We start from the raw sequence: 12,706 nt of genomic DNA, 5'->3' as shown, positions 1-12,706 counted from the left end.
AAATGAAAAACACGCATTTCTCATTTTTGAGAGATGCGTGTTTTTGCGTGAAAAAAGTTCTTAATTGAAAATTTCTTTGCTTATAGAAGAGTAGCAAAGAAATACAGTTGCATTAGTGAAGGGAAGAAGCGCAGTAAACCTATAAGAGAAGGAGTTGACCGATATTGAAGTTCAACCTAACGAGTGAAAAGTTGAACCGAACACGATCAAAGTCGAACCCAAGAGGGGAGAAGTCGAACCGAAGACCCAAAGTTGAACCGAACCATCGGAAAGTCGAACCGAACGCGGCCAAAGTTGAACCCAAGAGAGGAAATGTCGAACCGAAGACCCGAAGTTGAACCGAACCATCGGAAAGTCGAACCGAACACGATCAAAGTTGAACCCAAGAGAGGAGAATTCCCAAACTCGTAACGAACTGCGAAAAAATCGTAACGAATGACTTCAAAGTCGTAACGAACTCACAGAAAATCGTAGCGAATTCCCAACTCGTAACGAACTGCGAAAAAATCGTAACGAATGACTTCAAAATCGTAACGAACTCATCGAAAATCGTAGCGAATTCCCAAACTCGTAACGAAAGAGCTCAAAATCGTAGCAAATTCCCAACTCGTAACGAACCGCGAAAAAGTCGTAACGAAGGAGCTCAAACTCGTAACGAACTCATCGAAAATTGTAGCGAATTCCCAGACTCGTAACGAACTCATCGAAAATCGTAACGAACGAGCCCAAACTCGTAACGAATTTGCTGCGCACCCCGTCTTTGCTGCGCAACATTTAGTATAATTTGCCTCGAAATAAGACAGAGCCACCGGAAGTGAAAAAAGAATTTGTTGCGCAATTATGGTACACTTAAAGTATATTTGGCTCATGTTGCCAATAATTATCAAAATCGTTATTTTGGCATAAAACCAATGAAAAGGTGAATGTTATGCATCAGTGGACCACATCTTCTCCTGAAGAAACCATGCACTTTTCAGAACGAATGGCTGCTTATTTACAACCGGGCGATGTCTTGACTTTATCAGGGGACCTCGGAGCAGGTAAGACTATTTTTACCAAAGGTCTCGCCAAGGGACTTGGCATTCATGAGATGGTTAATAGTCCGACTTTTACTATTGTTAAGGAATATCATAGCGGGCGATTGCCCCTTTACCATATGGATGTGTACCGGATTAGTGACGAGGAAGATATTGGTATTGACGATTATTTTGAACAGGATGGGATAACTGTGATCGAGTGGGCCGAAAATATTCCATCATGGCTTCCGGATGATGTCTTGTCTGTAGTTATTGAGCGTGCCGGCGAGCATGAGCGAACGATCACATGCAAGGCAAGTGGAGCCAGGTCTGAGCGTATAAATGAGGAGATATCGAACGATGAACGTGCTAGCGATTGATTCATCTAATTTAGTAATGGGTGTAGCGGTGACAACGGAGCGAAAAGTACTTGGCGAATTAACGACAAATAGCCGCAAAAATCATTCTGAGCGGTTGATGCCAGCTATTGCGCAGATACTCAATGTCGTTGGACTGAAACCGGCGGATCTTGACCGGATTGTCGTCGCTGAAGGACCGGGTTCCTATACAGGCCTGCGCATTGGCACGACGATCGCCAAGATGATGGCTTGGACTTTGAAGAAGGAATTGGTCGGGGTATCCAGTCTAGAAGTCGTTGCCCAGAACGGACGCGGATTTGACGGTTATATTGCGCCGTTCTTTGATGCGCGTCGTGGGCAAGTATTTGCCGGCCTCTATGAAAACAAGGGGCGGGAAATTGTCCGAACGGCTCCTGATCGGTTACTGATGATCAAGGATTGGCTTGCCGAGCTTCGCAAATTGGATCAACCTGTGCTTTTTTTAAGTAATGATATGGAAAAATGGTGTGATCTGTTATGTGCGGAGTCGTACGCGACGCTCGGTGAAAGCACTCAAAATGTACCGAGAGCCGCAGAACTTGCGCGGATTGGCGCAAAAAAAGAACCGGTTTCAGATATTCATCATTTTCTGCCGGTGTACCTTCGCTTAGCTGAGGCAGAAGCGAAGTGGCTGGCCAAACAGGAGCGATAAGCATGCCGGAGCTAGGTTCAGTAATTATTCGAGCGATGACCGCGGAGGATATAGATCAAGTTATGGTCGTGGAGTGCAGCGCCTTCGATGTTCCGTGGTCTAGGCAGGCATTTGAAAATGAGATTAACACCAATCAGTTTGCTATGTATTTTGTCGCGGAGCTTGCCGAAAAAATAATTGGTTACTGCGGGGTGTGGGTCATCGTTGACGAAGCTCATATCACCAACTTGGCAGTGCTCGACGGTTATCGCGGCTTGAAGGTTGGTGAATCACTTTTGCGTCAGGTAATGCTCTATGCAATCTCGCGGCATGCGCACTCGATGAGCTTAGAGGTAAGAGTGAGCAACGCGATCGCGCAAAACCTCTATCGTAAGGTGGGTTTTCGCAATGGCGGTATCCGTAAGAACTACTATTCAAATAATGGGGAAGATGCGCTTGTCATGTGGGTGAGACTATGAAAATAGATGTGAATCAAAATACAATGATCTTGGCAATAGAAACAAGTTGCGATGAAACCGCAGCGGCTGTGGTAGAGAATGGAACCGTAATCCGCTCAAACGCTGTTGCTACTCAGATTGATATCCATCGGCGGTTTGGGGGGGTTGTTCCTGAGGTAGCCTCACGCCATCATGTGGATCAAATAACGGTTGTCTGTGAGGAAGCCATGAACAAGTCCGGTTTGGAATGGAAGGACCTGGACGCAATTGCAGTGACGCAGGGGCCGGGGCTGATCGGAGCATTGCTTGTCGGTGTGAACGGAGCCAAGGCCTTGGCGTATGCACATGATCTTCCGCTGGTTCCAGTTCACCATATTACCGGTCATATTTATGCGAATCGATTTGTTCATGAACTTAAGTTCCCATTAATCGCGCTTGTGGTATCGGGTGGTCATACTGAGCTTGTTTTTATGAAAGAACATGGCTCGTATGAAGTTATCGGTACAACGCGCGACGACGCAGCTGGAGAGGCGTTCGACAAAGTGGCACGGACTCTTGGCTTGCCGTACCCCGGAGGCCCGGAAATCGACCATCTGGCAAAGGGAGGGGCACCTGTCATTGATTTTCCACGAGCATGGCTCGAAGAAGGGTCGCTCGATTTTAGCTTTAGCGGGTTGAAATCTGCTGTCATTAACTATATTCATAATGAAAAGCAACGCGGGCATGAATTTAATCCCGCAGATATCGCGGCCAGCTTCCAGCAAAGTGTCAGCGATGTACTTGTCAAGAAAACGATGATTGCGGCTGAACGTGTCCACGCGAAACAGATTCTTGTTGCGGGTGGTGTCTCGGCGAACAGCAAGATTAGATCTGAGATCGAAAAAGCAGCGAGTACACGTGGCATTCCCCTGACTATTCCACCGCTTTCTTTGTGCACGGATAATGCGGCGATGATCGCAGCATCAGGCACGATTGGATTTTTGAAAGGTATGCGAGCGGACTTGTCTTTAAACGGCAAAGCAAATTTAGCCATAGAAGATTTTTGATTAATAGATAACAAAAAAGGAACGGAGATGTCGGAATGTTGGCCGCTCTTCGTTCCTTTTCGTTTGTCCACAGAAACACGTGATCATTTGAACGGAAAAGAAATGTTATCCACATGTGCATAATAGTTTAACACATACACAAATCAAGACACTTATTCACATCTGCTGTGGACAAGTGTCTTGATTAGCTGAATAGTTTGGGGATAACTGTGCACATCTGTGGATATGTGTGCTGCTTTTTGTGGATAACCATTCTTAATCAAAATCATCGAGCTCAAGTTGAGCGGTTTCCCAATCCTCCATCAGCTTTGCGAGATGAGCCTCTTCTTGCTCAATTTGCACCTGAATATCCCTTGATTTTTTCGTATCATTAAAGACTTCAGGCAAGAGAAGAGATTGTTGATCGCTATCGATCTGCTTTTCCAAGGCACTGATGTCTGATTCAGTTTGTTCGATAAATCGAGTGAGCTGACGCTTTTTCTTTTTCTGCTCTTTTTCTTTTAAAAATTGTTCTTTGCCGTCTCCGATGATTACCTCATTCTTTTGAGCTGTCACCGGTTGCGCTTCTAGTTCAGCGATTTGTTCCTGCTCGGTTTTCTTGTCGATGTAGTAATCATAGTCGCCAAGATACTCGGTAATGCCTTCGCGTGAAAGCTCGAATACTCGGTTGGCAATATTATTAATAAAATAGCGGTCATGGGAGACAAAAAGAATTGTTCCTGGATAGTCGATCAACGCGCCTTCCAAAACCTCTTTACTGTCTAAGTCAAGATGATTGGTTGGTTCGTCAAGAATCAATATATTGTCATGACGCATCATCAGCTTGGCAAGCATGAGACGCGCCTTCTCGCCGCCGCTTAATTGGGCGACAATCTTGGCAGCATCGTCTCCTGAGAAAAGGAATCCGCCAAGAACCGTTCGTATGTCGTTTTCCGGTTTCAGTGGATAATCATCCCATAGCTCATTAAGCACCGTTTTGGTGAGATTCAGGCTCTTTTGCTCTTGGTCGTAATAACCGGCACTGACTTGGCTTCCGAACCGCACGTCTCCAGAGCGTAGGGTTGATCCTCCGGCGATCGCTTTTAATAGTGTTGATTTGCCAATGCCGTTCGGTCCGACAAGCGCAACGCGATCACCGCGACTAATCTGAAAACTGAGATCAGCAATCATCGGAGCCTGATCGCCGTAGCCCACATCAAGATGAGAAACCGCAAGCACGTCACGCCCGCTTTGCTGGTCAATGCTGAACGAAAAGGTCGCGGACTTGGCGTCGCCCATCGGCCTGTCGAGAAGCTCCATTTTCTCCAGCTGTTTACGTCTGCTTTGCGCGCGTTTGGTTGTCGAAGCACGGACGATATTCTTCTGAACAAAATCCTTGAGTTTCGCGACTTCTTTTTGCTGCTTATCAAACATTTTCATTTCGCTTTCAAATTCTGCCGCCCGCAATTCAAGATAATGTGAATAGTTACCGGTATATTTACGAACTTTATGTCTTGCGATCTCATAAACTTTAGTCGCGACTTTATCGAGAAAGTAGCGGTCGTGGGATACGACAAGTACGCTGCCGCTGTAGCGTTGCAGATAACCTTCCAGCCATGAAAGTGTCTCAATATCAAGATGGTTCGTTGGTTCGTCAAGAATCAATAGATCGGGTTTAATGAGCAAAAGTTTGCCGAGTGCGAGCTGTGTTTTCTGTCCACCGGATAAATTGCTGACGGGTGTATCATCGGGAAATCCGCCAAAATTCAGACCGTTAAGTACGCTCCGTGTTTCCGCCTGATAGGTGAAGCCGCCTTTTGCACGAAAGTCTGCCTGCATCGTGTCATAGGTCTTGAGCAACTGATCATAGTCCTTAGGATTTGAGAAGCTGCCGGGATCAGCCATCTGTTCCTCCATCGCGCGCATCTTATTTTCAAGCGCGATCAGCGGCGTAAATACAGAGAGCAATTCGTCGTAAATCCCGCGTGTTGAGTTAAGTGTCGCGTTCTGCGGCAGATAGCCCATTTTGCGATCTTTAGGCATAATGACTTCACCGCTGTCCGCGCTCATTTCACCGGCAATAATTTTTAGCAGCGTCGATTTTCCCGCACCATTGCGGCCGACGAGCGCGACACGTTCACCTAGTTTTACTTCTATGGATATATTGGATAGAACAAGATCGGTGATAAAAGACTTACTGATCTCATTTGTTTGCAAGAGCAACACTGGTCTTCACCTCAAGAAAATTAGAAATCAACTTTGAATTTTAGGCAGCAGACGATTAAGAATTCGTGTGCTGTAACGATAAGCATAGATATGTTCATTGTAGCGTATTCGCTTTTTGTTCGGCAACTGCGAGTGTGGGCAAACGATAAGAAAAACGATTTCGACGATGATTGTGAACTATGTAACAAAAATGATAATGAATATAGTATAGTGGAATAAGACACTCAACTAAATTGGATGAACGAGAACAGTCTTGGAAAATTGGGGGGAGACCCGGTCATGGCGAATCAAAATGTACCTCAAGCGACGGCTGAACGGTTACCGCTTTATTACCGGACATTGCAACGTTTGGTCACTATAGGGAAAACGCGCATTTCATCTTCGGAGTTCGGAGATCTTTTACAGATTGACTCAACGACAATTCGTAAAGATTTTTCATATTTTGGCGCGCTGGGAAGGAAAGGCTATGGCTATGATACCCAGCATTTAATGGACTTTCTGAGAAAAACGCTCTATCAGGATGAACTGTCAAAAGTCGTGCTGATTGGTGTTGGGCATTTGGGAACTGCGCTGCTCAACCATAACTTTCAAAAGAATAATAATACTAAGATTGTGAAAGCATACGACGTTGACCCTAAAAAGATCGGCACGGAGGTCAGCGGCACCGCGATCCATGCGATGGATGAGCTCGCAACAGATGACAATAGCGATATAACGGCCGCGATATTGACTGTGCCGGTCGCCCATGCTCAGGAAGCAGCGGAAATGGCACTTGCCTCAGGCATTCATGGTTTCTTAAATTTTTCTCCGACTGTGCTTTCCTTGCCATCGCAGGCTTATGTCCGTCATGTGGATATGACGGTTGAATTACAGGCGCTCATTTATTTTCTTAATCATTCGATGGAAGAAAGGAATTCTGATTGATTAAGTGGTAAAATACAGATGCGCTACTTGAAGCGATAAAGAAACAACACGTACGCGGCGTATGCGTTACTTCGCGGCGCCGCTGTGCTTTAAAGATAAGGTGGAATGCAGGAATGATCCAATTAAAATCACAGAATGAGATTGCTGAGATGAAAAAGTCCGGTCAGCTGCTTGCCCGGGCGCACCAGCATATTAAATCAATGATTCGTCCCGGAGTGACAACTTGGGAGATTGAGGAATTTGTTAACGAATTTCTTGAAAAGCATGGCGCGATCCCTGAAGAAAAAGGGTTTCAAGGCTATAAATATGCGACCTGTGCCTCGATCAATGATGAAATCTGCCACGGATTTCCAAACAAGAAACCGTTGAAAAACGGGGACATCGTTACGATTGATATGGTCGTTAACCTGAACGGCGCAATGTCTGATTCGGCATGGAGCTACGCGGTTGGCGAGATCTCCGACGAGGCAAAGCATTTGCTGAAGACGACGGAAGAGTCGCTTTATGAAGGCATCAAACAGGCGGTTGTCGGCAATCGGCTCGGCGACATTGGCTATGCCATTCAAAAATACGCCGAGGATCGCGGACTCAGCGTTGTCCGTGAGTTTGTCGGTCACGGTATCGGGCCGACGATGCACGAAGATCCTCCTGTCGCGCACTATGGCCGGCAAGGACGCGGTCTCCGTCTTAGGGAGGGCATGACGATCACGATTGAACCGATGCTGAACATCGGCGACTGGCGTTCAAAGGTTGATGACAACGGTTGGACGGCGCGCACGATTGACGGCTCGCTTTCCGCGCAATACGAACACACATTGGCGATTACGAAAAACGGTCCGGAGATCCTGACCGCACTTGATGAAGAATAAAATTTTACAGGTAAAGAAGAGCGGAGACTTGCTGCGTCATCAGCAAAGTCTCCGCTTTTTCTCTACTGATCGTATTTAAAAAAGCAGATGAATCCATCCGGTTGTATTAGTAGGAATACGGACATTCAGACTAATCAGGATCACGATGGTATTCATTGCAGCGTGCATAAACATCGTGACCCAGATCCGGCCCGTTTTATGGTAGGCGTAGCAAAGGAAGAATCCGATGGCTAAATAAGTGAGCAGGTGGCTGAAATCGAAATGAAAAGCTGCGAAAATGAGCGAACTGATCAGAGCGGCAAAGAAGAAGCCGATTTTCTTTTTCATACTGCCGAAAAAGATTTTGCGAAAAACGATTTCCTCCAAAAGCGGTCCGATAATACTGACCGCCATAATGAACAGTGGCGCATTGCGAGTTATGTCGACAATTTTCTGTGTATGCTCAGAAGCAAGCGGTTGGCCGAGAATAAGGCTGTTGATAATCGTAGCGGCAATCTGGAGTACATAGAGGATAAAAATACCGCATATCGCCCACGCGATCGATTCGCCGATGGAAGCAACCGAACGGCGTTCCATTCTGCGTTCGGGAATAAGAAGCAGAGAGACAATGATTAGAGTGGTGAAAAAAACGGCTGTATAAGTGTCAGCATAAGCAGTACCTTGCCTTGGAAAACCGGGAATTAATGGAGAAATAAAGCAAGCAAGATAGGCGAGAACAATCAGGATATACCGTAAAACCAAAATCAAACACCTCATATCAATTAGTATAGGAACAGATCAATTGTGAAAAGCTGAAGGCATTGTATTTGTGTATAAACGTCTCGGTCCAAAATAGTAACTATCTCATTTTACCATAGCTGATAGTCATTATCTCTTAATCACTTTTAGAACCAATTGTTGTGTCCCATATATTTTAGGTTAAAAACTTGCAAATCCATCTGGAATTGATTATTATATTAAATGGATTAGCACTCAGGCGAACTGAGTGCTAACAAAGGTACTTAACTTAACATTTTTAAGGAGGGTATTTCAACATGTTAAAGCCATTAGGTGATCGTATTGTGATCGAACCACAGGAAAAAGAAGAAACAACAGCAAGCGGTATCGTACTTCCTGATTCCGCAAAGGAAAAGCCGCAGGAAGGCCGCATCATTGCCGTTGGCGCCGGCAAGGTATCCGATAAAGGCGAGCGCATCGCTTTGGATGTAAAAGAAGGAGAAAAAGTAATCTTTTCAAAATATGCAGGTACAGAAGTGAAATATGACGGCAATACGTATCTCGTTGTTCGTCAGGACGACATTTTAGCTGTTATTGACTAAACTTCCGATGGTCTTCTAACCAGAAGATCCTCAGATCGAATTTATTTAGGAGGGACAATTCACAATGGCAAAAGATATTAAATTTGGTGAAGAAGCACGCCGCTCGATGCTTCGCGGCGTAGACGTTTTGGCAGATGCGGTTAAAGTAACGCTTGGACCGAAAGGCCGTAACGTTGTACTGGACAAAAAATACGGTTCACCACTCATCACAAATGACGGTGTGACCATCGCGAAAGAAATCGAACTTGAAGATAAATTCGAAAACATGGGCGCGCGTCTTGTATCTGAAGTTGCAAGCAAAACGAACGATGTTGCAGGTGACGGTACGACAACCGCTACTGTTCTTGCTCAATCGATGATCCGTGAAGGATTGAAGAACGTTGCATCAGGTGCAAATCCGATGGGCATTCGCCGCGGAATTGAAAAAGCAACTCAAGCTGCTGTTGAAGGCTTGAAAGAAATTTCAAAACCGATCGAAGGCAAAGCGTCGATCGCGCAAGTTGCCGCTATTTCAGCCGATGATGAAAAAGTCGGTGAACTGATCGCAGAAGCAATGGAAAAAGTCGGCAACGACGGCGTTGTTACACTTGAAGAATCCAAAGGCTTTGTTACGGAACTTGATGTTGTTGAAGGTATGCAATTTGATCGCGGTTATGCTTCTGCATACATGGTTACGGATCAGGACAAAATGGAAGCTGTTCTTGAAAATCCATACATTTTGATTACTGACAAGAAGATCGGCAACATCCAGGAAATCCTGCCTGTTCTTGAGAAAGTGGTACAACAAGGCAAAGCAATGCTGATCATCGCTGAAGACGTTGAAGGCGAAGCACTTGCTACTCTTGTACTGAACAAACTGCGTGGTACGTTCAATGTTGTCGCTGTTAAGGCTCCTGGCTTTGGCGACCGCAGGAAGGCAATGCTTGAAGACATCGCCGTGCTGACCGGCGGACAGGTCGTTACAAGCGATCTTGGCCTTGAATTGAAGGAAACAACGATTGATCAACTCGGAACAGCTGCGAGGGTTATCGTGACTAAAGACAACACGACGATCGTTGAAGGCGCTGGCGAATCCGACAAGATCGGTGCACGCGTTGGCCAAATCAAAGCACAATTAGAAGAAACAACTTCTGATTTCGATAAAGAAAAGTTGCAAGAACGTCTGGCTAAACTCTCCGGCGGCGTAGCCGTTATCAAAGTCGGAGCCGCTACGGAAACCGAACTGAAAGAACGCAAGCTGCGCATTGAAGATGCCCTGAACTCGACACGTGCCGCTGTTCAGGAAGGTATCGTTGCCGGCGGCGGTACTGCTCTTGCCAACGTGATCAAAAACGTTGAGGCAGTTGTTGCTGAAGGCGATGAAAAGACCGGTGTCAACATTGTCGTTCGCGCACTTGAAGAACCTGTTCGTCAAATCGGTGAAAACGCTGGTCTCGAAGGCTCTGTCATCGTTGAAAAACTGAAATCCCAGAAACCTGGCATCGGCTATGACGCTGCCAAGGATCAATGGGTAGACATGATCGCTTCCGGTATCGTTGACCCAACGAAGGTTACACGTTCCGCACTGCAAAACGCAGCTTCCGTATCCGCAATGCTGCTGACGACTGAAGCGGTTGTTGCCGACAAGCCTGAAGATCATCCGGAACCACAGATGCCGGCAGGCCCTGGCGGTATGGGCGGCATGATGTAATAAACTCCTGAATCCCTTATGTATCAAGGGTTTCAAAAAATTTTAAAAATTATATGTGCCATTTATATGCCATAAATTGAATTTTTTACGGAAATTAGAGGTTTCTCAATCGATTTTCAATTCGATGAGAGACCTCTTTTTCGCATCCTGTGTGGTTATTTGTCTTTATCTACAACAAGATGCTTAAAGTGCTTCGACCAAAGATTTTATGAATACATAACCCAACCCCCAAATCCAGTAATACAACACCTGCGCCAATAGATACATCATTTATCTATAGTTTTTAATGCTGGTCTGCTGACAGTGGTTCGCCAAGGATTCAAGAAGGCTGGTCGTATCGATCTCATTGTAAACACGTGCTTAATTAATGTGAAAATATTAGAAGCCTACAAATATGTGGGCTTCCCTTTTAATTTAAGTATGTACGTTTCTATTGCAATATTGAACGTTTTTGTTAGTATCTAAATAAAGACCCCTTTTAGGGTCTGTGCCAAAAAAGGGCAATAAAAAAATACCTTACGTTTAACCAATGAAAATTGGGCCTCGCCCGTGGTTAAGCAGCTTCGGTACACCTATTTTATACCACAAAAAAGAATTTTATGCAAATTAACCTTTCCAAGGGACTGGCATTTATGAGTGAACAAGTAGATGTTTTTTTTGATGAGAGTGGCAAAGATAAAAATCAGGTGTCCTTGATGGGCGCTCTATTGATGCCGCATAATTACTATACATGTGACGATATTGTTACTATAAATAATGAATTAAAACAAAATAAATTCAGACTACATTTCACTGATTTTTCAAAAGATAGCCAAGTCCCTTTGCATAGAGCGATTCGTTCTGTTTTTCAAAAACCGGATTACTTAAAACTTAATGTAGTAGCTTTTAAAAAAAATGATCACATTTCTAGACATCATTTTTTAATCGGTAATAAGAAAAATAAATCATACGTACCAGTTAATATAAGAGAAAGTTACAGGATGTTGAAATAACGGTTAAATGCCGTTGCTTTTTCGGCTCTTTTCATTCTCTGCAATGGAATTCAGTCATTTTGGCACTAGAATGTTAGTGCGCAAAACAAAACGATAAATAGATAAAGCATTGATTGACCGAGTGCGATCGTCTTAGCGTATGAGCGCCACACCTTGAGAGCACATAAGGTGATGCTGAAGCAAATAAGCAGAACTTTGATCCAAACATATCCACGAAACAACACGAGCAGGAGCAGTGTGAGTATAAACGACCAGATGAATGATTTACCCCTCATTGGATGATCCCCTAATAAAAATTTGAATGTTTCCAAACAATCGTTATGAATAGTTTACCATACACAGAACATGGGAAAACTCACATGACACTGCACAATTTGGTATGCAATAATAGTAATTATTGATTATTTTGATGAAATGAATGACATACTATAAATGCTTTTTCCCTAATCCTCCAGTTTCCCCATACGTTGCTGTGGGGATTTTTTTTGGCGAATTAATCATTTCTTAAGATTCCATTGCTATGCTAGAGAATGTTTTTTAACTATGGGGGGAAGGGGGAGTTAACATGACGGTTTCTTTAGGCAACAATTTACTCAATTACTTATCGCAAATTAATCAATCAAATTCTGGTACAACAACGAGCAGCACAGACAAAAAGGAATTATCATCTGAATTTGCACAACTGCTTGCTTCTTCATTAATGAACGATTCATCGTCTTCAATGTTTAGCACCTTGTCATCATCCGGAAGTGATTCAGCAAGTACGGATTCCGATGATACGAGCAGTATCACAAGTATCTCAAATCAGAGCACAAAATCTGTAGAGGATCTGTTGTGGAGCCTTCTAGCATCATCGGCAAATGCCAGCACGAGTACAGCTACCAGTAGCACAATCTGAAGCGGATCCGGTAGCAAAAAGCTCTCTGCATTTTTCCCAGCAGAGAGCTTTTTGTATGGTGGTGTGTCTCATGCATTAGCCTTGCGGACTAAACGTTCCACTCATATTCTGAGCGGTTTTCCCCATTTGGCCTATTGGCTTTTTCATCCATGAAGGCATATTCTTCTGATTGTTTCTCATCAAGAAGAAAGCTGCTGTTGCCCCGCATCCTGCTAAAAAAGACCAGATAGCACGACCGTTTCCCATTGTCATGTGTACAT

At 44.5% G+C, this 12,706-nt stretch carries 12 protein-coding genes; 10 read left to right on the top strand and 2 right to left on the bottom strand.

The features are described from left to right. The first annotated feature begins 928 nt into the window (after positions 1–928). From tsaE to tsaD, 4 genes are read left to right on the top strand one after another with little or no spacing between them, the layout of a single operon-like run. Positions 929–1,396 (top strand): tRNA (adenosine(37)-N6)-threonylcarbamoyltransferase complex ATPase subunit type 1 TsaE, encoded by a 468-nt coding sequence (gene tsaE, locus ABWW58_RS10405; RefSeq protein ID WP_353869073.1) that lies wholly within the window; start codon positions 929–931, stop codon positions 1,394–1,396. Further along, positions 1,377–2,066 carry a tRNA (adenosine(37)-N6)-threonylcarbamoyltransferase complex dimerization subunit type 1 TsaB gene (tsaB, locus tag ABWW58_RS10400; RefSeq protein ID WP_353869072.1) on the top strand — a complete coding sequence of 230 codons (690 nt, stop codon included), beginning with the start codon at positions 1,377–1,379 and terminating at the stop codon, positions 2,064–2,066. Before tsaE ends, tsaB begins: the two co-directional genes overlap by 20 nt. Positions 2,067–2,068: 2 nt before the next feature. Further along, positions 2,069–2,524, top strand: coding sequence for a ribosomal protein S18-alanine N-acetyltransferase (rimI, locus tag ABWW58_RS10395; protein ID WP_353869071.1), 456 nt, complete (start codon positions 2,069–2,071; stop codon positions 2,522–2,524). An 8-nt stretch (positions 2,525–2,532) separates the two neighbouring features. Continuing rightward, the gene (gene tsaD / locus ABWW58_RS10390; protein ID WP_353869087.1) at positions 2,533–3,549 is read left to right on the top strand and encodes a tRNA (adenosine(37)-N6)-threonylcarbamoyltransferase complex transferase subunit TsaD; all 1,017 of its coding nucleotides are present in this window, start codon (positions 2,533–2,535) and stop codon (positions 3,547–3,549) included. A gap of 255 nt (positions 3,550–3,804) precedes the next feature. Here the strand turns inward: tsaD and ABWW58_RS10385 are convergent, their stop codons facing one another. Beyond that, complete coding sequence (locus tag ABWW58_RS10385) at positions 3,805–5,754, bottom strand: ABC-F family ATP-binding cassette domain-containing protein (protein WP_353869070.1); 1,950 nt, start codon at positions 5,752–5,754, stop codon at positions 3,805–3,807. Between the two features lie 279 nt (positions 5,755–6,033). Here ABWW58_RS10385 and ABWW58_RS10380 point away from each other — a divergent pair, with 279 nt between their 5' ends. Then, a complete protein-coding gene (locus ABWW58_RS10380; RefSeq protein WP_353869069.1) occupies positions 6,034–6,678 on the top strand; it encodes a redox-sensing transcriptional repressor Rex in 645 nt (214 codons plus the stop codon). Positions 6,679–6,791: 113 nt separating this feature from the next. Continuing rightward, positions 6,792–7,547, top strand: a complete 756-nt coding sequence (gene map / locus ABWW58_RS10375) for a type I methionyl aminopeptidase (protein WP_353869068.1) — start codon at positions 6,792–6,794, stop codon at positions 7,545–7,547. Positions 7,548–7,622: 75 nt separating this feature from the next. Here map and ABWW58_RS10370 read toward each other — a convergent pair whose 3' ends face one another. Further along, positions 7,623–8,288, bottom strand: a complete 666-nt coding sequence (locus ABWW58_RS10370; protein ID WP_353869067.1) for a CPBP family intramembrane glutamic endopeptidase — start codon at positions 8,286–8,288, stop codon at positions 7,623–7,625. 293 nt (positions 8,289–8,581) lie between these two features. On the opposite strand from ABWW58_RS10370, the gene groES reads away from it, so the two are divergent. The 4 genes from groES (at position 8,582) to ABWW58_RS10350 (ending at position 12,446) form a co-directional block, all read left to right on the top strand. Continuing rightward, positions 8,582–8,866 (top strand): co-chaperone GroES, encoded by a 285-nt coding sequence (groES, locus tag ABWW58_RS10365; RefSeq protein WP_353869066.1) that lies wholly within the window; start codon positions 8,582–8,584, stop codon positions 8,864–8,866. 64 nt (positions 8,867–8,930) lie between these two features. Continuing rightward, the gene (groL, locus tag ABWW58_RS10360; protein WP_093674818.1) at positions 8,931–10,556 is read left to right on the top strand and encodes a chaperonin GroEL; all 1,626 of its coding nucleotides are present in this window, start codon (positions 8,931–8,933) and stop codon (positions 10,554–10,556) included. A gap of 632 nt (positions 10,557–11,188) precedes the next feature. Next, positions 11,189–11,548, top strand: a complete 360-nt coding sequence (locus tag ABWW58_RS10355; protein WP_353869065.1) for a hypothetical protein — start codon at positions 11,189–11,191, stop codon at positions 11,546–11,548. A 565-nt stretch (positions 11,549–12,113) separates the two neighbouring features. Then, positions 12,114–12,446: a hypothetical protein gene (locus ABWW58_RS10350; RefSeq protein ID WP_353869064.1), complete on the top strand. Its 333-nt coding sequence runs from the start codon at positions 12,114–12,116 to the stop codon at positions 12,444–12,446. Positions 12,447–12,706: the final 260 nt, after the last annotated feature.

Origin of the sequence: Sporolactobacillus caesalpiniae (assembly GCF_040513385.1) — a bacterium.
Taxonomy (GTDB): domain Bacteria; phylum Bacillota; class Bacilli; order Bacillales; family Sporolactobacillaceae; genus Sporolactobacillus.
The sequence above is the reverse complement of the archived record's forward strand: the minus strand, read 5'-3'. Positions and strand labels throughout refer to the sequence as shown.

Bases quoted from the DNA above. Each gene is read 5' to 3' on its own strand.
- tsaE (WP_353869073.1), top strand. From the start codon at position 929: ATGCATCAGTGGACCACATCTTCTCCTGAAGAAACCATGCACTTTTCA.
- tsaB (WP_353869072.1), top strand. From the start codon at position 1,377: ATGAACGTGCTAGCGATTGATTCATCTAATTTAGTAATGGGTGTAGCG.
- rimI (WP_353869071.1), top strand. From the start codon at position 2,069: ATGCCGGAGCTAGGTTCAGTAATTATTCGAGCGATGACCGCGGAGGAT.
- ABWW58_RS10380 (WP_353869069.1), top strand. From the start codon at position 6,034: ATGGCGAATCAAAATGTACCTCAAGCGACGGCTGAACGGTTACCGCTT.
- map (WP_353869068.1), top strand. From the start codon at position 6,792: ATGATCCAATTAAAATCACAGAATGAGATTGCTGAGATGAAAAAGTCC.
- groES (WP_353869066.1), top strand. From the start codon at position 8,582: ATGTTAAAGCCATTAGGTGATCGTATTGTGATCGAACCACAGGAAAAA.
- groL (WP_093674818.1), top strand. From the start codon at position 8,931: ATGGCAAAAGATATTAAATTTGGTGAAGAAGCACGCCGCTCGATGCTT.
- ABWW58_RS10355 (WP_353869065.1), top strand. From the start codon at position 11,189: ATGAGTGAACAAGTAGATGTTTTTTTTGATGAGAGTGGCAAAGATAAA.
- ABWW58_RS10350 (WP_353869064.1), top strand. From the start codon at position 12,114: ATGACGGTTTCTTTAGGCAACAATTTACTCAATTACTTATCGCAAATT.